24 protein-coding genes and 2 other annotated features are annotated in these 25230 nt (G+C 40.8%); all 24 genes read left to right on the top strand.

What is annotated here, in order from left to right:
- Positions 1 to 68: 68 nt before the first annotated feature.
- The 24 genes from ispD (at position 69) to tuf (ending at position 24915) form a co-directional block, all read left to right on the top strand.
- Positions 69 to 758: a 2-C-methyl-D-erythritol 4-phosphate cytidylyltransferase gene (ispD, locus tag BGM26_RS15055; RefSeq protein WP_217040559.1), complete on the top strand. Its 690-nt coding sequence runs from the start codon at positions 69 to 71 to the stop codon at positions 756 to 758.
- Positions 759 to 1004: 246 nt separating this feature from the next.
- Positions 1005 to 1490: a 2-C-methyl-D-erythritol 2,4-cyclodiphosphate synthase gene (gene ispF, locus BGM26_RS15050; RefSeq protein WP_217040558.1), complete on the top strand. Its 486-nt coding sequence runs from the start codon at positions 1005 to 1007 to the stop codon at positions 1488 to 1490.
- A 96-nt stretch (positions 1491 to 1586) separates the two neighbouring features.
- On the top strand, positions 1587 to 3044 hold the full coding sequence (gene gltX / locus BGM26_RS15045) for a glutamate--tRNA ligase (RefSeq protein ID WP_217040557.1): 1458 nt from the start codon (positions 1587 to 1589) through the stop codon (positions 3042 to 3044).
- Positions 3045 to 3086: 42 nt separating this feature from the next.
- Positions 3087 to 3358, top strand: a binding site (T-box leader).
- 131 nt (positions 3359 to 3489) lie between these two features.
- A complete protein-coding gene (gene cysE, locus BGM26_RS15040; protein WP_217040793.1) occupies positions 3490 to 4143 on the top strand; it encodes a serine O-acetyltransferase in 654 nt (217 codons plus the stop codon).
- Positions 4124 to 5527: a cysteine--tRNA ligase gene (cysS, locus tag BGM26_RS15035; RefSeq protein WP_217040556.1), complete on the top strand. Its 1404-nt coding sequence runs from the start codon at positions 4124 to 4126 to the stop codon at positions 5525 to 5527. Before cysE ends, cysS begins: the two co-directional genes overlap by 20 nt.
- Before the next feature lie 4 nt (positions 5528 to 5531).
- Complete coding sequence (locus BGM26_RS15030; protein ID WP_217040555.1) at positions 5532 to 5954, top strand: Mini-ribonuclease 3; 423 nt, start codon at positions 5532 to 5534, stop codon at positions 5952 to 5954.
- Positions 5954 to 6697: a 23S rRNA (guanosine(2251)-2'-O)-methyltransferase RlmB gene (rlmB, locus tag BGM26_RS15025; RefSeq protein ID WP_217040554.1), complete on the top strand. Its 744-nt coding sequence runs from the start codon at positions 5954 to 5956 to the stop codon at positions 6695 to 6697. Before BGM26_RS15030 ends, rlmB begins: the two co-directional genes overlap by 1 nt.
- A 2-nt stretch (positions 6698 to 6699) precedes the next feature.
- A complete protein-coding gene (locus tag BGM26_RS15020) occupies positions 6700 to 7209 on the top strand; it encodes an NYN domain-containing protein (protein ID WP_217040553.1) in 510 nt (169 codons plus the stop codon).
- A 70-nt stretch (positions 7210 to 7279) separates the two neighbouring features.
- Entirely contained in the window at positions 7280 to 7933 is a 654-nt protein-coding gene (gene sigH, locus BGM26_RS15015) for an RNA polymerase sporulation sigma factor SigH (RefSeq protein WP_217040552.1), read from the top strand.
- Between the two features lie 99 nt (positions 7934 to 8032).
- On the top strand, positions 8033 to 8176 hold the full coding sequence (gene rpmG, locus BGM26_RS15010; protein WP_217040551.1) for a 50S ribosomal protein L33: 144 nt from the start codon (positions 8033 to 8035) through the stop codon (positions 8174 to 8176).
- Positions 8177 to 8228: 52 nt separating this feature from the next.
- Positions 8229 to 8411: a preprotein translocase subunit SecE gene (secE, locus tag BGM26_RS15005; protein WP_217040550.1), complete on the top strand. Its 183-nt coding sequence runs from the start codon at positions 8229 to 8231 to the stop codon at positions 8409 to 8411.
- Positions 8412 to 8564: 153 nt separating this feature from the next.
- Positions 8565 to 9098: a transcription termination/antitermination protein NusG gene (gene nusG / locus BGM26_RS15000; RefSeq protein WP_217040549.1), complete on the top strand. Its 534-nt coding sequence runs from the start codon at positions 8565 to 8567 to the stop codon at positions 9096 to 9098.
- Positions 9099 to 9271: 173 nt separating this feature from the next.
- Positions 9272 to 9697, top strand: coding sequence for a 50S ribosomal protein L11 (gene rplK / locus BGM26_RS14995; protein ID WP_151537104.1), 426 nt, complete (start codon positions 9272 to 9274; stop codon positions 9695 to 9697).
- A 119-nt stretch (positions 9698 to 9816) separates the two neighbouring features.
- Positions 9817 to 10515, top strand: a complete 699-nt coding sequence (gene rplA / locus BGM26_RS14990; protein WP_217040548.1) for a 50S ribosomal protein L1 — start codon at positions 9817 to 9819, stop codon at positions 10513 to 10515.
- Positions 10516 to 10601: 86 nt separating this feature from the next.
- Positions 10602 to 10745 (top strand) — a sequence feature (ribosomal protein L10 leader region).
- Positions 10746 to 10777: 32 nt separating this feature from the next.
- A complete protein-coding gene (gene rplJ, locus BGM26_RS14985; RefSeq protein ID WP_217040547.1) occupies positions 10778 to 11278 on the top strand; it encodes a 50S ribosomal protein L10 in 501 nt (166 codons plus the stop codon).
- Positions 11279 to 11334: 56 nt separating this feature from the next.
- On the top strand, positions 11335 to 11700 hold the full coding sequence (rplL, locus tag BGM26_RS14980; RefSeq protein ID WP_254119312.1) for a 50S ribosomal protein L7/L12: 366 nt from the start codon (positions 11335 to 11337) through the stop codon (positions 11698 to 11700).
- A gap of 137 nt (positions 11701 to 11837) precedes the next feature.
- A complete protein-coding gene (locus tag BGM26_RS14975) occupies positions 11838 to 12440 on the top strand; it encodes a class I SAM-dependent methyltransferase (protein WP_217040546.1) in 603 nt (200 codons plus the stop codon).
- A gap of 278 nt (positions 12441 to 12718) precedes the next feature.
- Positions 12719 to 16279, top strand: coding sequence for a DNA-directed RNA polymerase subunit beta (rpoB, locus tag BGM26_RS14970; protein WP_217040545.1), 3561 nt, complete (start codon positions 12719 to 12721; stop codon positions 16277 to 16279).
- 149 nt (positions 16280 to 16428) lie between these two features.
- Positions 16429 to 20028 carry a DNA-directed RNA polymerase subunit beta' gene (rpoC, locus tag BGM26_RS14965; RefSeq protein ID WP_217040544.1) on the top strand — a complete coding sequence of 1200 codons (3600 nt, stop codon included), beginning with the start codon at positions 16429 to 16431 and terminating at the stop codon, positions 20026 to 20028.
- Positions 20029 to 20187: 159 nt separating this feature from the next.
- Entirely contained in the window at positions 20188 to 20436 is a 249-nt protein-coding gene (locus BGM26_RS14960) for a 50S ribosomal protein L7ae-like protein (protein ID WP_217040543.1), read from the top strand.
- 101 nt (positions 20437 to 20537) lie between these two features.
- The gene (gene rpsL, locus BGM26_RS14955; RefSeq protein ID WP_217040542.1) at positions 20538 to 20960 is read left to right on the top strand and encodes a 30S ribosomal protein S12; all 423 of its coding nucleotides are present in this window, start codon (positions 20538 to 20540) and stop codon (positions 20958 to 20960) included.
- Between the two features lie 45 nt (positions 20961 to 21005).
- On the top strand, positions 21006 to 21476 hold the full coding sequence (gene rpsG / locus BGM26_RS14950; protein ID WP_217040541.1) for a 30S ribosomal protein S7: 471 nt from the start codon (positions 21006 to 21008) through the stop codon (positions 21474 to 21476).
- 51 nt (positions 21477 to 21527) lie between these two features.
- The gene (gene fusA, locus BGM26_RS14945) at positions 21528 to 23606 is read left to right on the top strand and encodes an elongation factor G (protein WP_217040540.1); all 2079 of its coding nucleotides are present in this window, start codon (positions 21528 to 21530) and stop codon (positions 23604 to 23606) included.
- A gap of 121 nt (positions 23607 to 23727) precedes the next feature.
- On the top strand, positions 23728 to 24915 hold the full coding sequence (tuf, locus tag BGM26_RS14940) for an elongation factor Tu (protein WP_217040539.1): 1188 nt from the start codon (positions 23728 to 23730) through the stop codon (positions 24913 to 24915).
- The last annotated feature ends 315 nt before the right edge of the window (positions 24916 to 25230 follow it).

Raw genomic sequence — 25230 nt, 5'->3', positions numbered from 1 at the left:
TTAAGGAAATCGGTTCTTTCGCCGATTTCATCAAATCTCACTTCTCACCTCTAGAAAGGGTTTTGTCTATGGTTTACCAAGTCATCATTCCTGCCGCTGGCCAGGGAAAAAGGATGGGAGCAGGAAAAAATAAAGTTTTACTTGAGCTAAATCATTTGCCCGTACTTATTCATACATTAAAGGTGTTTGAAAACGATCGGAAATGCGAAGGGATTTTTCTCGCAATTAATCCAGTGGATGAAGAAGAAATGAAAGCGCTCCTAGAAGAAAATCAAATCAAAAAAGTGCGTTCTCTTGTTCCGGGCGGGAAGGAACGGCAGCATAGTATATATAATGCTTTAAAACTTTTGAATCAAGATGGAATTGTATTTGTTCACGATGCTGCTAGGCCATTTATTGACCAAGAGCTGTTCGATCCCTTGATAGAGGCTGCTCAAACAAAAGGGGCTGCTGTATTAGCAGTCCCTGTTAAAGATACAGTAAAAAAGGCTGCAGGAAATATCGTTACTGAAACGGTCGAACGTACGAGCCTGTGGGCTGTTCAAACCCCACAGGCTTTTCGTATTTCCGTCCTAAAAGAAGCTTATCGGAAAGCGGAGGAGGATGAATTTTTAGGTACGGACGATGCAAGTTTAGTAGAGCGGCTTGGGCAAGATGTTGTGATTGTAGAGGGGAATTATGACAATATTAAATTAACAACACCGGAAGACTTATATTTCGCTGAAGCAATTATTAGAAAGCGGGATCAGTGGCGATAATAAAAACTTCTTATAACTTGGCTCTGTTAACTCTTAGTGTTGATAATCCAAAACTAGCGGAGCGATTTTGCCTGGTCGACAAAACGCCACGTCCTGTGGCATTGTCGCCACTAGCACGTCCTGTGCGTCGTATGGAACCTTTTGAACGGTAGCGAGAACCGCTTCCTGGAAGGTTAATCGAACCCGCGAGTCTTTCAACAATCTTGTTTAACATAGCCTATTACTTATATAAAAGGGGATTATACGATGTTTCGAATTGGACAGGGTTTTGATGTACATCAATTAACAGAAGGACGCCCGTTAATTTTGGGCGGGATTGAAATTCCATACGAAAAAGGCTTGTTAGGCCATTCAGATGCGGATGTTTTATTACATACGGTAGCTGATGCATGCCTTGGTGCGATCGGAGAAGGGGATATCGGCAGGCATTTTCCGGATACAGATCCAGAATTTAAGGATGCGGACTCCGCGAAATTACTGGAACATGTATGGAAGCTTGTGAAAGATAAAGGATATGAATTAGTCAATGCAGATTGTACAATTATTGCCGAAAAACCTAAAATGGCTCCGCATATTGAACAAATCAGAGAAAGAATTTCGCAATTGCTGGAATCAGGAAAAGAAAATATTAATGTAAAAGCGACAACAACTGAAAAGCTTGGTTTTACTGGCAGAGGGGAAGGAATTGCTTCCCAGGTGGTTGTTTTATTACAAAAAAGGACCAATGGCTAAATCGCTTGATCCTAATGGAAGTTTTCCTTTATCGAAAAAACCCACGGTGTTAAAATAGATCTATAAAAAGAAGAATCTGGAGGAGGCAACAAGAACATGTCAAGCGATATTCGTGTACGTTATGCCCCGAGTCCAACTGGACATTTACATATCGGAAATGCCCGTACAGCATTATTTAATTATTTATTTGCCCGTAGTAAAGGCGGAAAGTTTATTATCCGCATTGAAGATACTGATAAGAAACGAAATATTGAAGGTGGAGAAGAAAGCCAGTTAAAGTATTTGCAGTGGCTTGGGATTGACTGGGACGAAAGCGTTGATAAAGAAGGGAAATACGGTCCGTACCGCCAATCTGAACGGAATGAGATTTATGAAACGTACTACAAAGAGCTGCTTGAAAAAGGCCATGCCTACAAATGTTATTGCACGGAAGAAGAGCTGGAAGCCGAGCGAGAAGTCCAATCAGCTAAAGGCGAAACGCCTGCTTATTCCGGAAGATGCCGCCATCTAACGCATGAAGAAAGGGAGAAATTAGCGGCAGAAGGAAAAGAGCCAAGCATTCGCTTTATGGTTCCAAAAGGCCAAGTATTTTCTTTTAACGATATGGTAAAAGGGAATGTCTCTTTCGAATCAGATGGCATTGGTGATCATGTTATTGTGAAGAAGGACGGAACACCAACCTACAACTTTGCTGTAGCGGTCGATGATCACTTAATGAAAATCTCGCATGTATTAAGAGGGGATGACCATATCTCTAATACACCTAAGCAATTAATGATCTATGAAGCATTAGGCTGGAAGGCTCCCGAGTTCGGGCATATGACATTGATCGTCAATGAAAGCCGGAAGAAGCTGAGCAAGCGTGATGAGTCTATCATTCAATTTATTGAGCAATATGAAGAGCTTGGCTATTTACCAGAAGCACTTTTTAACTTTATTGCCTTACTCGGATGGTCACCATCTGGCGAAGAGGAAATATTCTCTAAGAATGAGTTTATCGAGATTTTTGATGCGAATCGTTTATCAAAATCGCCAGCTCTTTTTGATAAGCAAAAACTAACATGGATGAACAACCAGTACATGAAGACAATTGAGGTAGACAAGCTTGTCGCTATTTCCTTACCACATCTCGTGAAGGCTGGAAAGGTAAGCGAAAATATGTCGGCTGAAGAAGCGCAGTGGGTACGGAGCCTAATCGCTTTGTATCAGGAAAAGATGAGCTTTGGCGCTGAAATTGTTGAACTAACAGAGATCTTCTTTAACGAAGAAACTGTATTGGATGAAGAGGCGAAAGCGGTCCTAGCAGAAGAACAAGTTCCGGAAGTACTTGCTGCCTTTTTAAATGAAATTGAGCAATTGAGTGAATTTAAAGCAGATGAAATTAAAGCAGCAATGAAAGCTGTGCAAAAGGCTACTGGTCATAAAGGGAAAAAACTCTTTATGCCTATACGTGTCGCAATCACTGGGCAAACTCACGGGCCTGATCTTCCGCAGGCGATTGCGCTCTTCGGGAAGGAAAAAGTAAAAAATCGATTAATGAGCATTTTAGGTTAACATATTGCCTAAAATGTAATATAGTAATAAGTAATTCCATAAATCAAAGTGTTGAAGAGGAAAAGTATGATCATGAAGCTTTTTAGAGAGAACCATCACCGGCTGAAAGTGGTTTAAGCCTCTCATTGATCTGAAGTGCCCCTCCGAGCCCTGTTTCGAATTCTTTCCATAAAATCAGACCTTATCTGAACTGGAAAATGCAAAAGCGCTTGCGCTTTTCTTAGTAGAAATGGGCGGAACTCCTTCCGTTAACAGGTTAAAGTTGAGACTATTAAGTCTAAACAGAGTGGAACCGCGTGCTAAGCGTCTCTGTCATTTTGACAGGGGCGCTTTTTTTGTTCCGGAAATAAGATAATTTCCCGGAAAATATTATTTTGAAAAAGTATATTTTACACAAGGTAATGAAATTCATTTTAGTTAGGAGGGGAAACTAGTGTTTAAAAGAATGAAGGAAGACATAGAAGTAGTGTTTGAGCAAGATCCAGCAGCGAGAAGCTATTTAGAAGTGGTGTTAACCTATTCGGGCTTGCATGCTATATGGGCCCATCATATCGCTCACGCATTATTTAAACGAAAATATTACTTTATAGCAAGAGTGATCTCCCAAATTAGCCGGTTTTTCACAGGGATTGAAATTCACCCAGGTGCAAAAATTGGCAGGCGCTTTTTTATTGATCATGGCATGGGGGTAGTGATCGGGGAAACATGTGAAATAGGGGATAATGTTACAGTCTTTCAAGGAGTAACATTAGGTGGAACCGGAAAAGAAAAAGGAAAACGGCATCCGACCATAAAAGATAATGCGCTTATCGCTACGGGGGCAAAAGTACTTGGATCAATTACAATTGGAGAAAATTCAAAGGTTGGAGCTGGTTCTGTCGTTCTTCATGAAGTGCCCCCAAATTCGACTGTTGTTGGTATTCCAGGAAGAGTTAAAATTCAGGATGGTATAAAAATAAAAGATTTAAACCATACAGACCTCCCTGATCCAATTGCAGACCGTTTTAAGGATATGGAGAATGAAATAGCAAGATTAAATAATGAAATTGAGATCTTAAGAAATGAAAGGAGCCGAGATAATGTCCATTCAAATTTATAATACGTTAACGAGAAAAAAGGAAGCCTTCGTCCCTCTTGAAGAAGGAAAAGTAAAAATGTATGTATGTGGTCCAACGGTTTATAATTATATTCATATAGGAAATGCCCGTCCGCCAATCGTTTTTGATACAGTAAGAAGGTATTTTGAATATAGAGGATACGATATTCAATATATTTCTAACTTTACCGATGTTGATGATAAATTAATTAGGGCGGCGAAAGAGCTTGGAGAGGACGTCCCAACTATAGCCGACCGTTTTATTGAAGCCTATTTCGAAGATGTTTCCGCACTAGGCTGCAAACGAGCTGATGCGCATCCGAGAGTAACGGAAAGTATGGACCTCATCATTGATTTCATTAAAGCGTTAATTGAAAAGGGATTTGCTTACGAGTCAGAGGGCGATGTCTATTTCCACACTCGCAAATTCGATGACTATGGGAAGCTTTCTCACCAATCAATCGATGAGCTTCGTTCAGGTGCACGTATTGCAGTAGGAGAGAAGAAACAGGACTCGCTTGATTTTGCTCTATGGAAAGCCGCGAAAGAAGGGGAAATCTATTGGGATAGCCCATGGGGGAAAGGTCGTCCAGGCTGGCATATTGAATGTTCCGCGATGGCAAAAAAATATTTAGGGGAAACTATTGATATTCATGCTGGTGGACAGGATCTAGCCTTCCCTCATCACGAAAATGAGATTGCCCAGTCAGAAGCAGTAAGCGGGAAGACTTTTGCCCGTTATTGGATGCATAATGGCTATATTAACATCGATAATGAAAAAATGTCCAAATCACTTGGAAACTTTGTGTTAGTACATGACATTATAAAGAATCATGACCCACAAGTACTAAGATTCTTTATGCTTTCTGTCCATTATCGAAATCCGATTAACTACAGTGAAGAATTATTAGAAAATACCCGTGCGGGCTTAGAGCGGATTAAGACCTCTTATCAGAATTTAAAGCACCGCCAAGCAGCAAGTGCGGACTTAACGGAAAATAACGAAGAATGGCTAGAAAAAATTACTGCCCTTCATAATCAATTTATTGAGGAAATGGATGACGATTTTAATACGGCCAATGGAATTTCCGTTCTATTTGAACTTTCGAAACTGGCCAATTATTATTTGATTGAAAAAAATACATCAGTTCAAGTAATCGAGGCTTTTACAAAAGAATTTGAAGATCTTTTCCACGTTCTAGGACTTTCCCTTGCGTTTCCTAAAGAGGAATTGTTGGACGAAGAGATTGATCGATTAATACAGCAGCGTATTCAAGCACGAAAAGACCGTAATTTCCAATTAGCCGACCAAATTCGCGATCAGCTAAAAGAAATGAACATCATCCTGGAAGATACACCTCAAGGCATTAGATGGAAAAGGGGCTAACTGAATGCTTCAATATGATAATAAAATTGATGAAAAGCAACTGAATAGCCTCGCCCTCGCCTATATGGGTGATGCTATTTTTGAAATATACGTTCGCAGGCACTTGATTCAAAAAGGGAGTGTTAGGCCTAATCACCTGCATAAAGAAGCGACCCATTATGTTTCGGCTAAAGCCCAATCGTTCATTATTCATCAATTATTGGATTCCGGCTCGCTTACAGAAGAAGAAGTAGCAGTTGTGAAAAGAGGAAGAAATGCCAAGTCTGGCTCAATTCCTAAAAATACAGATGTTCAAACATATCGGTATAGCACGGCATTTGAATCATTAATAGGTTATCTGCATTTATCAGAAAGAGAGGAGCGGCTCGAGGCAATAATCTTGGCCGCTTTTGGAATTGTTGAAGAAAAGAAAGGAGGACTAGTATAATGAGTCAAGATTTTATCATGGGAAAAAACCCTGTTATCGAAGCACTTAAATCGGAACGGGATATTAATAAAATTTTTATTGCAGAGGGGTCTAAAGAAGGCCAAATGCAGCAGGTTATTGGCCTGGCAAAAGCATCGAGCGTACTTGTCCAATTTGTGCCTAAGAAAAAGCTGGATCAGATGGCGGAAGGAAATCACCAAGGAGTGGTAGCACAGGTGGCTGCCTATCAGTATGCGGAAATCGATGATTTGTTTGATGCTGCTGAAAAGAAAAATGAAGCCCCCTTCTTTTTATTGCTAGATGAAATTGAAGATCCCCATAATTTAGGATCGATTATGAGGACAGCTGATGCAGTCGGGGCTCATGGGATTATCATTCCAAAACGAAGAGCTGTAGGTCTGACTGCTACTGTTGCCAAGGCCTCAACTGGAGCAATCGAATATATTCCTGTAGTGCGTGTTACCAATATGGCAAGAACAATTGATGAATTAAAAGAAAAAGGCGTCTGGATTGCTGGAACGGATGCGAAAGGCAGTGAGGATTACCGTCAATTTGATGGAACGATGCCGCTGGGCTTAGTCATTGGCAGTGAAGGAAAAGGAATGGGACGGCTTATACGCGATAAATGTGACTTTCTAATCCAATTGCCAATGGCAGGACATGTTACATCTTTAAATGCATCTGTTGCAGCGGCCCTTCTTATGTATGAGGTTTACCGGAAACGACATCCTCTTGAGCGATAGAAATGGACATCCTTATTGTTGACGGATATAACGTGATTGGCGCTTGGCCGGAACTGAGGGAGTTGATGAATAGAGATTTATCTGCTGCTAGGGACCGTCTAATCGAAAAGATGGCAGAATATCAAGCGTATTCTGGAATGAGAGTAATCATCGTTTTTGATGCTCAGTATGTTAAGGGGACAGAAAAGAAATTTAAAAGTTATAACATTGAAATAATTTTCACGCGCAATAAAGAGACGGCCGATGAAAGAATTGAAAAGCTTGCCATCAGCCTTAGTAATATTAAAACGCAAATTCATGTAGCAACTTCTGACTATACTGAACAATGGGCTATATTTGGCCAGGGAGCGCTTAGAAAATCGTCAAGAGAATTATTAATTGAAATGAATTCAATTGAAAATGGAATCGATAAAAAAATAAAAAATATTCAAGAGAAACAACCTGTTTCCAAGATACCGCTTAGTAAGGAAATGGCAGAAATTTTTGAAAAATGGCGTAGAGGGAAGCAATGAATGGTTGACGCTGGAAAAAAATCTGCTGTATAATATTTCTAACTATGGTTTTACGGTCGGGGGGATCTTAGTGAGTGCTGGCTTCAAGATAATCGACGAACATGTAGACTATTTGCAACTCGAGGATGAAGATTTGGTGGATTTAGTGCATAAGGGTGAAAGTGAAGCATTAGACTATTTGATTCATAAGTATCGTAATTTCGTTCGCGCGAAAGCAAGATCTTATTTTTTAATTGGTGCTGATAAAGAAGATATTGTTCAAGAAGGCATGATTGGCTTATATAAGGCAATCCGTGACTTTAAGGGGGACAAGCTATCTTCATTTAAGGCATTTGCTGAACTATGCATTACTAGACAAATAATTACCGCCATAAAAACAGCTACCCGCCAAAAGCATATCCCGTTAAACTCATACGTGTCCTTAGACAAGCCGATATATGATGAGGAATCTGATCGGACTTTAATGGATGTCATTTCGGGTGCAAAAGTGATGGACCCCGAAGAACTAATTATTAATCAAGAAGAGTTCGATCATATTGAAGTGAAGATGTCAGAGCTTCTAAGCGATCTGGAACGGAAAGTACTCGCACTCTATTTGGATGGACAGTCATACCAGGAAATTTCGGAAGAACTTGATCGTCATGTTAAATCCATTGATAACGCATTACAGAGGGTAAAACGAAAGCTAGAACGGTATCTTGAATTTCGAGAGATTACCTTATAGTCAGTGTTACGGCCATTCCCTCATTTTTGCCGTTATTGACATCAATTATTGTCCATGGTAAAGTTTTAGGGACATAGATGGATACAGTAGGTGGAGTCAATGAGAAAAAAGGTTGTATTAGCGTGTATTGAGTGCGGTTCCAGAAATTATTCGACAATGAGTAACAAGGAAACGGAACGTCTAGAGCTTAAGAAGTTTTGCAAGACATGCAGTAATCATACAACCCATCGTGAAACAAAGTAATGTGTTTATAGATAAAATGAAGATATATCTCTTTGAAGTTGGGGGTTACGATATGCAGCGCATCTTGAAGTTTTTCCGTGAAGTTGGACGTGAAATGAAGAAGGTCAGCTGGCCAAAGCGTAAAGAATTGACAAGCTATACAATGACTGTTCTTGCGACTGTGGCGTTCTTTGCTGTATTCTTTGCAGTGATTGACCAAGGTATTTCTAAACTGATTCGAATTATTCTTGAATAACCCCTGTAAATCCATGGTATAATGGAGAATAACACAGGAAACATTTGTATAGCCCGGAAACGGGTTTTTTCATTTGGTTTAAAAAGTTCACCTCATGATGATGAAAAATAATTTATTCAATACAGGGAGGGAAGGACGAACGAGTCCCCTTGAATGGAAAAGAATTGGTATGTTGTTCATACGTACTCAGGTTACGAAAACAAAGTAAAGGCTAACTTGGAGAAGCGTGTAGAATCCATGGCGATGCAAGATAAAATCTTCCGCGTGATTGTACCGGAAGAAGAAGAAACTGATTTTAAAAATGGGAAAAAGAAAGTTGTGAAACGGAAAGTATTCCCGGGATATGTCCTTGTTGAAATTGTCATGACAGATGACTCTTGGTATGTAGTCCGAAATACGCCTGGTGTTACTGGGTTTGTTGGCTCTGCTGGTTCTGGTTCAAAGCCGACCCCGTTATTACCAGAAGAAGTCCATGTCATTCTGAAACGCATGGGTGTTGAAGAAAAACGCGTGGATATCGATTTTGAATTAGGAGAAACTGTCCAAGTTAAAGAAGGGCCATTTGCCAACTTTACCGGCTCGATTGAAGATATCGATAAAGATAAAGCAAAGATTAAAGTCCTTGTTAATATGTTCGGCCGTGATACCCCAGTTGAACTCGATTTTTCGCAGATTGAAAAATTATAATTTGAAAAAAACTTGAAATCATCTTTGAAAAGTGGTAATATTTCAAAGGTCAGTATGTCTCGGGAAAAGAGACCGGACAATTGTCAAGTTCTTTATCTTTATATAAAGACTATAAGTTGAGTGGGAGGGAATTTCCCTATTACCACATCACGGACTTTAAGGAGGTGTGTCTCGTGGCTAAAAAAGTAATCAAACTTGTTAAATTACAAATCCCTGCAGGTAAAGCAAATCCTGCGCCGCCAGTAGGACCAGCATTAGGTCAAGCCGGTGTTAACATCATGGGATTCTGTAAGGAATTTAACGCTCGTACAGCTGAACAAGCTGGCTTAATCATTCCTGTTGAAATTACGGTTTTTGAAGACCGTTCATTTACATTTATTACGAAAACTCCTCCTGCTGCCGTTTTACTTAAAAAAGCAGCTGGAATTGAGTCTGGTTCTGGTGAACCAAACCGTAATAAAGTAGCAACAGTCAAGCGTGACAAGGTACGCGAGATTGCTGAAACAAAAATGCCTGACCTTAACGCTGCAAGCGTAGAAGCTGCAATGTTAATGGTTGAAGGTACTGCACGCAGCATGGGTATCACAATCGAAGATTAATCCCATGCTTTAAGGTTATTGTTGTCTGTTTAAGGTTGCGATGCTGAATTTAGTTTCACGCGCAACCTTTATTCGTGGGAGGTTATTCCGCTAAAACCACAATCAAGGAGGAAATGAAAATGGCTAAAAAAGGTAAGAAGTATATAGAAGCTGCAAAACTTGTAGATCGCATGAAAGCTTACCCGATCGAAGAAGCGATTGAACTTACGAAAAAAACGAGTATTGCTAAATTTGATGCAACTGTAGAAGTGGCATTCCGTCTAGGGGTTGACCCTAAGAAAGCTGACCAGCAAATCCGTGGAGCAGTAGTGCTTCCGAATGGTACTGGTAAAACTCAGCGCGTCCTTGTTTTTGCTAAAGGCGAAAAAGCGAAGGAAGCTGAAGCTGCAGGAGCAGATTATGTAGGCGATGCTGAATATATCACGAAAATCGGCCAAGGCTGGTTCGAGTTTGATGTAATTGTTGCTACACCTGATATGATGGGTGAAGTTGGTAAACTTGGACGTGTTTTAGGACCTAAAGGCTTAATGCCAAACCCTAAAACTGGCACAGTTACTTTCGACGTTGAAAAAGCAGTAAATGAAATTAAAGCTGGTAAAGTTGAATACCGTGTTGACAAAGCTGGTAACATCCATGTGCCAATCGGTAAAACTTCTTTTGAAAACGAAAAGCTTGTTGAAAACTTCAGCACGATTTTCGATACAATGTTAAAAGTGAAACCTGCCGCTGCAAAAGGAACATACATGAAGAACGTTTCTATTACTTCAACAATGGGCCCTGGCGTAAAAGTTGATCCATCTTCTGTTACAGTAAAATAAGACGGATACGCTTTTAAGAGTTAAAGCAGGATAAAAAAGGAATTGACAAACAAAAATACATTTAGTATCATGTATTTTGTTATGAAAATATAATAACATTTATACCGTAGACAGCAGGTGCTTATCGCTTAATTTCCTGCCGAGGTAATACGATAGATTTATTCTGTTTAACTAACTATTGTATACTTCCTCCATGTCTGCAAAAGATGTGGAGTTTTTTTATGGACGGTATGAATGTAGCAATTCTACAGGAGGTGTAAAAATGAGCAGCGCTATCGAACAAAAGAAACAAATCGTTGATGAAATTGCTGATAAATTGAAAGCAAGTGTTACAACAGTTGTTGTTGATTACCGTGGTCTTTCTGTTGCACAAGTAACTGAACTTCGTAAACAACTTCGTGAAGCTGGCGTAGAATTTAAAGTTTACAAAAACTCTTTAACTCGCCGTGCAGCTGAATCTGCTGAGCTTGCTGGACTTAATGACGCTTTAACTGGCCCTAATGCAATTGCATTCAGTACTGAAGACGTTGTTGCTCCTGCGAAAATCTTGAATGATTTCGCGAAAAAGAACGAAGCACTCGAAATTAAAGCAGGTGTAATTGAAGGAACGATCGCAACGGCAGAAGAAGTAAAAGCTCTTGCAGAACTACCATCTCGCGAAGGTTTACTTTCTATGCTACTCAGCGTGCTTCAAGCACCTATCCGCAATCTTGCTCTTGCTGCAAAAGCTGTTGCAGATCAAAAAGAAGAACAAGGCGCGTAAGTTAAAAATAGCGATTAACTAATAGATTCGAACCAAATATAAGGAGGAAAATAATCATGACTAAAGAACAAATCATTGAAGCGGTTAAAAGCATGACTGTTTTAGAATTAAACGACTTAGTAAAAGCAATCGAAGAAGAATTTGGTGTTACTGCTGCTGCACCTGTAGTAATGGGTGGCGGAGCTGCTGCTGGCGGAGCTGCTGAAGAGCAATCTGAATTTGATGTTATCCTTGCTTCTGCAGGCGATCAAAAAATCAAAGTTATCAAAGTTGTTCGTGAAATCACTGGTCTTGGACTTAAAGAAGCAAAAGAACTTGTTGATAACACTCCAAAAGCTATCAAAGAAGGCGTTTCTAAAGAAGAAGCTGAAGAAGTTAAAGCTAAACTTGAAGAAGTTGGCGCTGGCGTAGAAGTTAAGTAATATAGATAGAAAAAAGCCCGCTATTTTAGCGGGCTTTTTTTCTCTCGATATCGCCGCTATAGCTACCGTTGATTATAATACAATTGTAAAGCCTCTCTAGCTTCTACTACCAATTCTCCGTCGGAGGTGATAATGTCTTGTCAGAACACTACTATTCCAAAATCCAAAAGGTTGAAAGTGATCCGAAATATTGGAGTTTCACTCTTAATAATAATTCCTTTCGTTTTAAAACTGATAATGGCGTTTTTTCAAAAAGCGAAGTCGACTTTGGATCTAGATTATTGATTGAAACCTTTGTTGTGCCAAGCGTCGAAGGGAACATTCTTGATGTAGGATGCGGGTATGGGCCAATTGGGCTTTCATGTGCTAAACTGATGCAAGATCGTCTCGTTCATATGATCGATGTAAACGCACGTGCATTAGCACTCGCGAAAGAAAATGCCGAATTAAATGGCCTTACAAATGTATGTATCTATGAGAGTGATCGTCTTGAAAATGTAAAGGGCAATAAATTTGCTGCAATTTTAACGAACCCGCCAATTCGTGCCGGAAAAAAGGTTGTTCATGAAATTTTTGAGCAAAGCGTCGATTGTTTGTTGCCGGAAGGGAACCTTTGGGTTGTCATTCAAAAAAAGCAAGGAGCACCGTCGGCGATTGAAAAACTTTCAGAGCTTTGTAGTGAAGTAGAAACGGTTGTGAAGAAAAAAGGTTACTATATAATTAGAGCAAAAAAAGATTGACTTGACTTTTTGCTTATGTTAGCATTGTATAATGCCAACATGTAACATTCCGATTAATTACTATTTTACACAAAACATGTATATAATTGGTTTAATTGGAAAAGATAACAAAATAATAGTCGTAATGTGAAAATGTGGTTTTTGAGTTAAAAACCCTTTTTCTTTTTGTCTTATGAAAAGTGATAAGTTACTCAAGTTAGATAACTGTTTAGCTTTAGCGCTTTTTTATAAGATAGTAATAAATGCAATAATTACGCTTGATTTGAGGGGTGAATCAGTTGACAGGTCAACTAGTTCAGTATGGACGACACCGCCAACGTAGAAGTTACGCACGAATCAGTGAAGTTTTAGAATTACCAAATCTAATCGAAATCCAAACCTCTTCTTATCAATGGTTTCTTGATGAGGGTTTACGTGAAATGTTCCAGGACATTTCTCCGATTGAAGACTTTACTGGTAATCTGTCGCTTGAATTTATTGATTACAGCCTTGGCGAACCAAAATATTCCGTTGAGGAATCGAAAGAGCGAGATGTTACATATTCTGCACCTTTACGTGTGAAAGTGCGTCTTGTAAACAAAGAAACAGGCGAAGTTAAAGACCAGGATGTCTTTATGGGTGACTTCCCGCTTATGACAGAAACAGGTACGTTTGTTATTAATGGAGCGGAGCGTGTAATTGTATCGCAGTTAGTCCGTTCACCAAGCGTATACTTTAGTGGAAAACTAGATAAAAACGGGAAAAAAGGCTACACTGCAACCGTAATCCCGAACCGCGGCGCTTGGCTTGAGTATGAAACAGATGCCAAAGATGTCGTATATGTGAGAATAGATCGTACTCGGAAACTGCCCGTTACGGTTCTTTTGCGTGCACTTGGGTTCGGATCTGATCAAGAGATCATTGATTTGATTGGAGACAATGAATACATTAGGAATACACTTGAAAAAGACAATACTGAAGGCACAGACAAGGCCCTGTTAGAAATCTATGAGCGCCTTCGTCCTGGTGAACCGCCAACAGTAGAAAATGCGAAAAGCTTGCTAGTTTCACGCTTTTTCGATCCTAAACGCTATGACTTGGCGAATGTTGGAAGATACAAAATAAATAAAAAGCTTCATATAAAAAATAGATTATTTGGGCAGCGCTTGGCTGAGACACTTGTCGATCCTGAAACTGGCGAGATTATCGCTGAAAAAGGAGTCACTCTTGACCGCCGTACATTGGATCGGATCATTCCTAATTTAGAAAAGGATATCGGGTTTAAAACGGTTAGCCTTGTTGGTGGAGTGGTAGATGATGACGTTCTGCTCCAATCGATAAAAATCTATGCTCCGAATGAAGATGGTGAAAAAGCCATCAATGTAATAGGGAATGCCTATGTAGAAGAGGCAGTGAAAAACATTTCCCCATCAGATATCATTGCATCGATCAGCTACTTCTTTAATTTGTTGCATGATGTAGGGGATACGGATGATATTGACCATCTTGGAAACAGACGTTTACGTTCTGTTGGCGAACTTTTGCAGAATCAATTCCGCATTGGTCTTTCAAGAATGGAACGTGTTGTTCGTGAGAGAATGTCTATTCAGGATACAAACACGATTACTCCGCAGCAGCTGATTAATATTCGTCCTGTGATCGCATCCATTAAAGAGTTCTTTGGAAGCTCTCAGTTATCTCAATTCATGGATCAAACGAACCCGCTTGCAGAATTAACGCATAAACGCCGTTTATCTGCACTCGGACCTGGTGGATTAACACGTGAACGTGCTGGATTTGAAGTGCGTGACGTTCACTATTCCCACTATGGACGGATGTGTCCGATTGAGACGCCAGAGGGACCAAACATTGGATTAATCAACTCGTTATCTTCATTCGCTAAGGTGAATCGATTTGGCTTTATTGAAACGCCTTATCGCCGTGTTGATCCTGAAACCGGGAAAGTAACCGATCGAATTGATTATTTAACAGCTGATGAAGAGGATAACTATGTTGTAGCTCAGGCAAATGCACTACTTGGTGATGATGGTTCATTCCTTGAAGAAGAAGTAGTTGCACGTTTCAAGGGAGAAAATACAGTTGTAATAAGGGACAGAGTAGACTATATGGATGTCTCTCCTAAGCAAGTTGTGTCTGCTGCAACAGCATGTATTCCCTTCTTAGAAAATGATGACTCCAACCGTGCGCTAATGGGAGCAAACATGCAACGTCAGGCTGTGCCGTTAATGCAGCCGGAAGCTCCTCGTGTTGGAACTGGTATGGAATACGTATCTGGTAAAGACTCTGGTGCTGCAGTTATTTGTAAGCATGAGGGGATCGTTGAGCACGTGGAAGCACGTGAGGTATGGGTACGTCGGATTAAAGATGTTGATGGACAAGAAGTAAAAGGCGATCTTGATAAATATAGAATGCTGAAGTTTATCCGTTCTAACCAAGGAACATGCTATAATCAGCGTCCGATCGTGGCAGTTGGCAACCGTGTTACAAAGGGCGAAATTCTTGCTGATGGACCATCGATGGAACTCGGAGAATTAGCACTAGGCCGCAATGTTCTTGTAGCCTTTATGACATGGGATGGCTATAACTACGAAGATGCGATCATTATGAGTGAACGCCTCGTAAAAGATGATGTCTATACTTCAATTCATATCGAAGAATACGAATCTGAATCACGTGATACAAAGCTAGGACCTGAAGAGATTACCCGTGATATTCCAAATGTGGGTGAGGATGCTCTTCGTAATCTAGATGAGCGCGGAATCATTCGTACAGGAGCAGAAGTGAAAGACGGAGATCTTTTAGTAGGGAAAGTTACACCAAAAGGGGTAACGGAATTAACTGCTGAAGAAAGACTCCTGCATGCAATCTTTGGTGAAAAGGCTCGTGAAGTCCGCGATACATCCCTCCGTGTACCACATGGCGGCGGCGGAATCGTTCTGGACGTCAAAGTCTTCAATAGAGAAGATGGCGACGAGCTTCCACCGGGGGTAAATCAGCTTGTACGTGTATATATTGTCCAGAAGCGTAAAATCTCTGAAGGGGATAAAATGGCGGGACGACATGGTAACAAAGGGGTTATCTCCCGTATCTTACCTGAAGAAGATATGCCTTATTTACCAGATGGCACACCGGTTGACATCATGTTAAACCCACTAGGGGTTCCGTCTAGGATGAATATTGGACAGGTGCTTGAGCTTCACCTTGGAATGGCAGCTAGAGCTCTTGGGATCCATGTGGCTTCTCCTGTATTCGATGGTGCGAGTGAGGAAGATGTATGGGCAACAATTGAAGAAGCCGGTATGGCACGTGATGCAAAAACGGTCCTTTATGATGGACGTTCAGGAGAACCATTTGACAACCGTGTATCGGTTGGAGTCATGTATATGATTAAACTTGCACATATGGTTGATGACAAACTTCATGCTCGTTCTACAGGACCATACTCACTTGTTACCCAGCAGCCATTGGGCGGTAAAGCTCAATTTGGTGGTCAGCGTTTTGGTGAGATGGAGGTATGGGCACTTGAAGCTTACGGTGCTGCATACACGCTTCAAGAAATATTAACCGTTAAATCTGATGATGTTGTCGGACGTGTGAAAACGTATGAATCAATCGTTAAAGGAGAAAACGTTCCGGAACCAGGCGTACCTGAATCATTTAAAGTATTAATTAAAGAACTTCAGAGCTTAGGTATGGACGTTAAAATTCTATCTGGTGACGAAAAAGAAATAGAAATGCGTGACACGGAGGATGACGAAGAAATTCAGCAAGCTGAGTCTTTGACGATTGCTCCAGAACCGCGAAACGCTGAGTTAGAGCAGGTTGTTACGAAAGAGTAGTTTTAAATAGACAATGAGGATATGCCGTCCTCTGTTCATCGTTCTCCGTCTGATATTACCAGCAGAGAACGGTGAACGAATACGGCACCGATGCTGCTTTATAGGAGCAATAAGGGTAAAGCCCGGAGATCAAAAGGGAGGTAGGCCCCTTGCTGGATGTAAACAATTTTGAGTATATGAAAATCGGTCTTGCTTCACCAGATAAAATTCGTTCATGGTCACATGGTGAGGTAAAAAAACCAGAAACGATTAACTATCGTACATTAAAACCAGAAAAAGATGGATTGTTCTGTGAACGTATTTTTGGACCTACAAAGGACTGGGAATGTCATTGTGGAAAATACAAACGCGTACGATATAAAGGTGTAGTCTGTGATCGATGCGGCGTAGAGGTTACACGCGCAAAGGTCCGCCGGGAAAGAATGGGTCATATCGAGCTTGCTGCTCCAGTTTCGCATATTTGGTATTTCAAAGGGATTCCAAGCCGTATGGGGCTTGTTCTTGACATGTCACCGCGTGCACTAGAGGAAGTCATATATTTCGCTTCCTACGTGGTAACGGACCCTGGTGATACAGCCTTAGAAAAGAAACAGCTTCTTTCTGAAAAGGAATTCCGTGCATATCGTGAGAAATACGGAAACAAGTTCCAGGCTTCAATGGGTGCGGAATCCATTAAAAAGCTTCTTTCTGATATCGATCTTAATAAAGATGTCGAAGGACTAAAAGAAGAATTAAGAACAGCACAAGGACAACGAAGAACGCGGGCAATTAAGCGTTTGGAAGTATTGGAAGCATTCCGGGGATCTGGTAATGAACCTTCTTGGATGATTCTTGATGTCCTTCCTGTTATTCCTCCGGAGCTTAGACCAATGGTTCAACTGGATGGCGGACGGTTCGCAACATCAGATCTCAATGATCTATATCGCCGTGTTATTAACCGGAACAACCGTTTGAAACGATTATTAGATCTTGGTGCGCCAAGCATCATTGTTCAAAATGAAAAACGCATGCTCCAAGAAGCGGTAGATGCGTTAATTGATAATGGCCGTCGCGGACGTCCTGTTACAGGACCTGGAAATCGCCCATTAAAATCACTGTCCCACATGCTTAAAGGTAAGCAAGGCCGTTTCCGCCAAAACTTGCTTGGAAAGCGTGTTGACTACTCAGGCCGTTCAGTTATTGTCGTAGGACCGAATTTAAAAATGTATCAGTGTGGGCTTCCTAAAGAAATGGCGTTAGAGCTATTTAAACCATTCGTAATGAAAGAATTAGTTGAAAAAGGATTGGCACACAACATTAAATCGGCTAAACGTAAAATTGAAAGAGTTCAGCCAGAGGTTTGGGACGTTTTAGAAAATGTCATTAAGGAGCATCCAGTTCTTCTGAACCGTGCCCCTACTTTGCATAGACTTGGCATCCAGGCGTTTGAACCAACATTAGTAGAAGGCCGTGCGATTCGACTCCATCCGCTTGTTTGTACAGCATACAACGCTGACTTTGATGGAGACCAAATGGCGGTCCATGTACCTTTATCATCTGAAGCGCAAGCAGAAGCGCGACTATTGATGCTTGCTGCTCAAAATATCTTGAACCCGAAAGATGGAAAGCCAGTTGTTACTCCTTCCCAAGACATGGTATTAGGAAACTACTACTTAACATTGGAAAAAGAGGGCGCTGTTGGCGAAGGGATGGTATTTAAAGATACGAATGAAGCGATACTAGCTTATCAAAACGGCTATGTGCATTTGCATACGCGAGTTGCTATTCATGCCGGATCTTTAAACAACCAGGCGTTTACTGCTGAACAAAATCAAAAGCTTTTAATAACAACGGTAGGTAAGCTAATATTTAATGAGATTTTACCTGCGTCGTTCCCATATATAAATGAACCTACGAGACGGAATCTTGAAGAGGAAACACCGGAGCAGTATTTTATTGAGAAGGGTACAGAAGTGCTACCTGTTATTCAAGAAATGCCGTTAGTGGATCCATTTAAGAAGAAAATCCTTGGTAATATTATTGCGGAAGTATTTAAACGTTACAAAATTACTGAAACATCAAAAATGCTTGACCGCATGAAAGACCTTGGATTCAAATACTCTACTAAAGCCGGTATTACAGTTGGGGTTGCTGACATTGTTGTATTAGGCGAAAAAGAACAAATCATTCAAGACGCTCAATCCAAGGTTGATAATGTCTTAAAGCAATTTAGACGTGGTCTTATTACTGAAGATGAGCGCTATGATCGTGTTATCACAATTTGGAGTGCTGCAAAAGACATTATTCAAGAGAAGCTGATGAAATCTCTTGATATATATAACCCAATCTTTATGATGAGTGATTCAGGTGCCCGTGGTAACGCATCTAACTTTACGCAGTTAGCAGGTATGCGCGGACTCATGGCTAACCCGGCAGGACGGATTATTGAGTTGCCGATTAAATCTAGCTTCCGTGAAGGTTTAACCGTGTTGGAGTACTTTATATCCACTCACGGTGCCCGTAAAGGACTTGCTGATACAGCCTTGAAAACAGCTGACTCTGGTTATTTAACTCGACGTTTAGTAGACGTTGCCCAAGATGTAATTGTTCGTGAAGATGATTGTGGAACAGACCGTGGCCTTCTAATTGGTTCGTTGAAGGATGGTACTGAGGTGATTGAAACCCTAGAAGAGCGTCTGATCGGCCGCTATGCTAGAAGAGCAGTCAAGCATCCGGAAACAAAAGAAGTAATTGTGCCTGAAAACGGCTTATTTACAGAAGATCTAGCCGAAAAGGTTATTGAAGCAAAAATTGAAGAAGTGTGGATTCGTTCGGCATTTACTTGTAACACTCGCCATGGCGTGTGTAAAAAATGTTACGGTCGAAACCTTGCAACTGGACAGGAAGTAGAGGTAGGCGAGGCAGTTGGTATTATCGCAGCCCAGTCAATCGGTGAACCAGGTACGCAGTTAACAATGCGTACATTCCATACAGGTGGAGTTGCTGGGGACGATATTACACAAGGTTTGCCGCGTATCCAAGAACTGTTTGAAGCTCGTAACCCGAAAGGTCAGGCAGTCATAACTGAAATAGAGGGTGTAGTTGTCGGGATTAACGAAGGTCGCGACCGTCAGCATGAAATTGTTGTCCAAGGCGAAGTGGAAACCCGCACTTATACTGCGCCATACACAGCCCGTCTTAAGGTAGCTGTGAACGATCATGTAGATCGTGGTGAGGTATTAACAGAGGGATCGATTGATCCAAAAGAATTAATCAAAGTAAAAGACGTTACTGCCGTTCAAGAATACTTATTGCGCGAAGTACAAAAAGTCTACCGCATGCAAGGGGTAGAAATCGGCGACAAGCATATCGAAGTTATGGTTCGTCAAATGCTTCGTAAAGTACGTGTAATTGATGCGGCTGAAACAGATGTGCTTCCAGGCACGCTGCTTGATATCCATCAATTTACAGATGCGAACGAAAAAGCTCTCCTTGCTGGTAAATTACCTGCAACGGGTCGCCCTGTATTGCTGGGGATCACGAAAGCTTCACTGGAAACAGATTCCTTCTTATCTGCAGCATCTTTCCAAGAAACAACAAGAGTTCTTACGGATGCAGCTATTAAAGGAAAACGTGATGAGTTATTAGGATTAAAGGAAAATGTCATTATCGGTAAACTTGTTCCTGCTGGAACAGGAATGCAACGTTATCGAAGAGCCGAGCCTTTCACAAATGAAGAGGCAACTTTAGATACAGTGACAGTAGAATAATTTCCATTCTGAGGTGCTTGCTTGTCGATAAGCCAAGTAAGCACCTCGTTTTTAAAAAATAAACATAAAATAATTGCATTGCTTGTTGACATCGAAAAAAGAAGATGTTAATATAGCAAAGGTGCTCCTATTCGCTGGATACTTTGGAGGAAGTTATTCATGTCTTATGAAAAAGTATTACAGGCAAAAGGTTTTATAATAGGAACGAAGCAAACAGTGAAGGCTCTGAAACTAGGAACAATAAAAGAAGTTGTAATCGCTAGGGACGCTGACCAAAAGGTGATAGCGAAAGTGGCGGATACAGCAGCTGAAGTAAACGTTCCGGTCGTATATGTTGATTCAATGAAAAAACTTGGAAAAGTATGCGGCATAGAAGTAGGTGCAGCAGCTGTTGCAATTACTATTTAAAAACTGTTTTTGTAGAATCGATCTGCAAAGACTTTGTTTTTTGCATCAAAATGAACCACCTGGATGTGTGGGCTTAACAAATATGAAGGGAGGACAATCACATGCCTACAATTAACCAATTAGTGCGCAAGCCTCGTAAATCTCTTAAGGAGAAGTCGAACTCACCTGCGCTTAACAAAGGTTATAACAGCTTCAAAAAGGCACAAACTAATGTTTCATCACCACAAAAGCGCGGTGTATGTACTCGTGTTGGTACTATGACTCCGAAAAAACCGAACTCAGCATTACGTAAATATGCACGTGTTCGTTTATCTAATGGGATCGAGGTCAATGCTTATATTCCTGGTATCGGCCACAACCTGCAAGAGCATAGCGTTGTATTAATCCGCGGCGGTCGTGTAAAAGACTTACCGGGGGTACGTTACCACATCGTTCGTGGAGCATTAGATACTGCTGGTGTTAACAACCGTATGCAATCTCGTTCTAAATACGGAGCGAAGAGACCAAAAGCTCCTAAAAAATAATAATTAAACAATAAAAGAAAAGAATTTCCGAAAGGAGGAAACAATATGCCACGTAAAGGTCCTGTAGCAAAAAGAGACGTATTGCCGGATCCGATTTACAATTCAAAGCTTGTCAGTAAGTTAATCAATAAAATGATGACTGACGGTAAAAGAGGTAAATCACAAGCTATTCTATACTCTGCATTTGATATCATTAGTGAGCGTACTGGCAAAGAGCCAATGGAAGTATTCGATCAAGCGCTTAAAAACATCATGCCTGTACTTGAAGTAAGAGCACGCCGTGTTGGTGGAGCTAACTATCAAGTACCAGTTGAGGTGCGTCCTGATCGCCGTACAACTCTTGGTCTTCGCTGGTTAGTAAACTATTCTCGTCTTCGTGGAGAGAAAACGATGGAAGAACGTTTAGCACATGAAATTCTAGATGCTGCTAACAACTCTGGCGCATCTGTTAAGAAGCGTGAAGATACACATAAAATGGCGGAAGCGAACAAAGCGTTTGCTCACTATCGCTGGTAGGATTCACATTCTAAATAAAATAACACTCATACTAGGAAGGAGAAAGACCCAATGGCAAGAGAGTTCTCCTTAGAAAATACTCGTAATATCGGTATCATGGCTCACATCGATGCTGGTAAAACAACAACAACTGAGCGTATCCTTTACTACACTGGGAAAATCCACAAAATCGGTGAAACACACGAAGGTGGAGCTCAGATGGACTGGATGGAGCAAGAACAAGAACGCGGAATCACAATTACATCTGCAGCAACGACTGCACAATGGAAAGGTCACCGCGTTAATATCATCGATACACCAGGACACGTAGACTTTACGGTAGAAGTTGAACGTTCACTTCGTGTACTTGATGGTGCTGTTACAGTGCTTGATGCTCAATCAGGTGTTGAACCACAAACAGAAACAGTTTGGCGCCAAGCAACAACTTACGGCGTACCTCGTATTGTTTTTGTTAACAAAATGGATAAAATCGGTGCGGATTTCTTATATTCTATCAAAACGCTTCATGACCGTTTACAAGCGAATGCAGCTGCAATTCAATTACCGATCGGTGCTGAGGATCAATTCAAAGGCATCATCGATTTAGTTGAAATGAATGCTACGATTTATAACAATGACCTTGGAACAGATATGGTAGAGGGAGAAATCCCAGAAGAATATAAAGCTCAAGCCGAAGAATACCGTGAAAAATTAATTGAAGCAGTATCAGAATTTGATGAAGATTTAATGGAAAAGTATCTTGGTGGTGAAGAAATCACTAAAGAAGAGCTAAAAGCAGCTATTCGTAAAGGTACTTTAAGCGTTGAATTTTATCCAGTAATGTGTGGAACTGCTTTCAAAAACAAAGGTGTCCAAAAGATGCTTGATGCAGCGATCGCGTACCTTCCAGCTCCGACTGACGTACCTGCGATCAAAGGTGTCAACCCAGATACTGAAGAAGAAACAACTCGTCCTTCAAGTGACGACGCGCCATTCTCTGCACTTGCATTTAAAGTAATGACGGATCCTTTCGTAGGTAAGCTAACATTCTTCCGTGTATACTCTGGTACATTGAACTCCGGTTCTTATGTAAAAAACTCAACTAAAGGAAAGCGTGAACGTGTAGGACGTATCCTACAAATGCATGCTAACTCCCGTGAAGAGATTTCAATTGTACACGCAGGAGATATCGCAGCAGCGGTAGGTCTTAAAGATACGACAACTGGAGATACACTATGTGACGAGAAAGAGCTCGTTATCCTAGAATCTATGGAGTTCCCAGAACCAGTTATCCAGTTATCTATTGAGCCTAAATCAAAAGCTGACCAAGATAAGCTGTCTACAGCTCTACAAAAACTACAAGAAGAAGATCCTACATTCCGTGCACATACTGACCAAGAAACAGGTCAAGTTATCATTGCTGGTATGGGTGAACTTCACTTAGATATTTTAGTTGACCGTATGCGTCGTGAATTTAAAGTGGAAGCAAACGTTGGTGCACCTCAAGTTGCATATCGTGAAACTTTCCGTGGTTCAGCATCAGTTGAAGGTAAATTCGCACGTCAATCAGGTGGACGCGGACAATTCGGACACGTTTGGATTGAGTTCTCTCCAAACGAAGAAGGAAAAGGTTTTGAATTCGAAAACGGAATCGTCGGTGGGGTAGTTCCTCGTGAATACATTCCTGCTGTACAAGCTGGTTTAGAAGATGCTCTTGATAGAGGAGTTCTTGCTGGTTATCCGTTAGTTGATATTAAAGCTAGATTGTTCGATGGATCTTACCATGATGTTGACTCATCTGAAATGGCGTTCAAAATCGCTGCTTCTATGGCGCTTAAAAACGCTGCATCAAAATGTAGCCCAGTAATTCTAGAGCCAGTTATGAAGGTAGAAGTAATTATGCCTGAAGAATACTTAGGCGATATTATGGGTAACATCACTTCCCGTCGTGGTCGTGTAGAAGGAATGGAAGCTCGCGGTAACGCTCAAGTTGTCCGTGCGACAGTTCCACTTTCTGAAATGTTTGGATATGCTACTTCCCTGCGTTCTAGCACACAAGGTCGTGGAGTATTCTCAATGGTTTTCGATCACTACGAAGAAGTGCCAAAATCAATTTCAGAAGAAATTATCAAAAAAAATAAAGGTGAATAATTGATTTCACCTTATGAATACAGTATAACTACTAATGTAGGCAATGAAGCTGCAGGGAGGTCTCCTTCCTGCAGCAATTAAAAAATACTTAATTTTTATAATTTAAAGGAGGATTTTCCTAATGGCAAAAGCTAAATTCGACCGTACAAAACCCCATGTTAACATTGGTACAATTGGACACGTTGACCATGGTAAAACAACTTTAACAGCTGCTATCACTACTGTTCTTGCAAAAGCTGGTGGCGGAGAAGCACGCGGATATGACCAAATTGACGCGGCTCCTGAAGAAAAAGAGCGTGGAATCACAATCTCAACTTCTCACGTAGAGTATGAAACTGCAAACCGTCACTATGCACACGTTGACTGCCCAGGACATGCTGACTACGTTAAAAATATGATCACTGGTGCTGCACAAATGGACGGCGGAATCCTAGTAGTTTCTGCTGCTGATGGCCCAATGCCACAAACACGTGAGCACATCCTTCTTTCTCGTCAAGTAGGTGTACCTTTCCTTGTTGTATTTATGAACAAATGTGACATGGTAGACGATGAAGAGCTACTTGAATTAGTAGAAATGGAAATTCGTGATCTATTATCAGAATATGAATTCCCTGGCGATGACATTCCAGTTGTTAAAGGTTCTGCTCTTAAAGCTCTTGAAGGCGAACCTGAATGGGAAGAAAAAGTTCTTGAGCTTATGGCTGCTGTTGACGAGTACGTTCCAAACCCAACTCGTGACACAGACAAACCATTCATGATGCCAGTTGAGGATGTATTCTCAATCACTGGACGTGGAACAGTTGCAACAGGACGTGTTGAGCGTGGACAAGTTAAAGTCGGTGACGTTATTGACATCATCGGTATGACTGAAGAGCCAAAATCAACAACTGTAACTGGTGTTGAAATGTTCCGTAAATTACTAGATTACGCTGAAGCTGGAGACAACATTGGTGCTCTTCTTCGTGGGGTTTCAAGAGATGATATCCAACGTGGACAAGTTTTAGCAAAACCAAAATCAATTACACAACACACGAAGTTCAAAGCTGAAGTTTACGTGTTATCTAAAGAAGAGGGTGGACGTCATACTCCATTCTTCACAAACTACCGCCCACAGTTCTACTTCCGTACAACTGATGTAACTGGTATTTGTAATCTTCCTGAAGGCGTAGAAATGGTTATGCCTGGAGATAACATTGAAATGACTGTTGAGCTTATCGCTCCAATCGCTATCGAAGAAGGTACAAAATTCTCAATCCGTGAGGGTGGACGTACTGTAGGCGCTGGCGTTGTTGCTACAATCACTGAGTAATTAATTATTTATATAAAAAGGCCCAAGTGGATGACGATCCACTTGGGCCTTTTTATTTTCAAGGATGGTTTGATAAATTGTTTTACTTATACGATAAGAGCTAGTATCTTCTATTAGAATACTATCCCTATAAATCAATAAAATGAATGTTGTATATTAGGGATTGTATTTCATGTAAATGAAGTGAAATATCTGGATATACAAAGTGATACTTGAATATTGCTAATGAAGTCGCTATAATAATACGAGTGGTTACAAACATAAAGAAATTAGAAGAAAGATGTTGCATTTTGATTGTGATTTCTTTATAATAGA

This window comes from Bacillus sp. FJAT-29790 (assembly GCF_019039215.1).
In the GTDB taxonomy this organism is placed as follows: domain Bacteria; phylum Bacillota; class Bacilli; order Bacillales; family Cytobacillaceae; genus Cytobacillus.
Note: the sequence above shows the minus strand (reverse complement) of the source record. Positions and strands in the feature narration are given on the sequence as shown.

Bases quoted from the DNA above. Each gene is read 5' to 3' on its own strand.
- ispD (WP_217040559.1), top strand. From the start codon at position 69: ATGGTTTACCAAGTCATCATTCCTGCCGCTGGCCAGGGAAAAAGGATG.
- ispF (WP_217040558.1), top strand. From the start codon at position 1,005: ATGTTTCGAATTGGACAGGGTTTTGATGTACATCAATTAACAGAAGGA.
- gltX (WP_217040557.1), top strand. From the start codon at position 1,587: ATGTCAAGCGATATTCGTGTACGTTATGCCCCGAGTCCAACTGGACAT.
- cysE (WP_217040793.1), top strand. From the start codon at position 3,490: ATGAAGGAAGACATAGAAGTAGTGTTTGAGCAAGATCCAGCAGCGAGA.
- cysS (WP_217040556.1), top strand. From the start codon at position 4,124: ATGTCCATTCAAATTTATAATACGTTAACGAGAAAAAAGGAAGCCTTC.
- BGM26_RS15030 (WP_217040555.1), top strand. From the start codon at position 5,532: ATGCTTCAATATGATAATAAAATTGATGAAAAGCAACTGAATAGCCTC.
- rlmB (WP_217040554.1), top strand. From the start codon at position 5,954: ATGAGTCAAGATTTTATCATGGGAAAAAACCCTGTTATCGAAGCACTT.
- BGM26_RS15020 (WP_217040553.1), top strand. From the start codon at position 6,700: ATGGACATCCTTATTGTTGACGGATATAACGTGATTGGCGCTTGGCCG.
- rpmG (WP_217040551.1), top strand. From the start codon at position 8,033: ATGAGAAAAAAGGTTGTATTAGCGTGTATTGAGTGCGGTTCCAGAAAT.
- secE (WP_217040550.1), top strand. From the start codon at position 8,229: ATGCAGCGCATCTTGAAGTTTTTCCGTGAAGTTGGACGTGAAATGAAG.
- nusG (WP_217040549.1), top strand. From the start codon at position 8,565: ATGGAAAAGAATTGGTATGTTGTTCATACGTACTCAGGTTACGAAAAC.
- rplA (WP_217040548.1), top strand. From the start codon at position 9,817: ATGGCTAAAAAAGGTAAGAAGTATATAGAAGCTGCAAAACTTGTAGAT.
- rplJ (WP_217040547.1), top strand. From the start codon at position 10,778: ATGAGCAGCGCTATCGAACAAAAGAAACAAATCGTTGATGAAATTGCT.
- rplL (WP_254119312.1), top strand. From the start codon at position 11,335: ATGACTAAAGAACAAATCATTGAAGCGGTTAAAAGCATGACTGTTTTA.
- BGM26_RS14960 (WP_217040543.1), top strand. From the start codon at position 20,188: ATGTCTTATGAAAAAGTATTACAGGCAAAAGGTTTTATAATAGGAACG.
- rpsL (WP_217040542.1), top strand. From the start codon at position 20,538: ATGCCTACAATTAACCAATTAGTGCGCAAGCCTCGTAAATCTCTTAAG.
- rpsG (WP_217040541.1), top strand. From the start codon at position 21,006: ATGCCACGTAAAGGTCCTGTAGCAAAAAGAGACGTATTGCCGGATCCG.
- fusA (WP_217040540.1), top strand. From the start codon at position 21,528: ATGGCAAGAGAGTTCTCCTTAGAAAATACTCGTAATATCGGTATCATG.
- tuf (WP_217040539.1), top strand. From the start codon at position 23,728: ATGGCAAAAGCTAAATTCGACCGTACAAAACCCCATGTTAACATTGGT.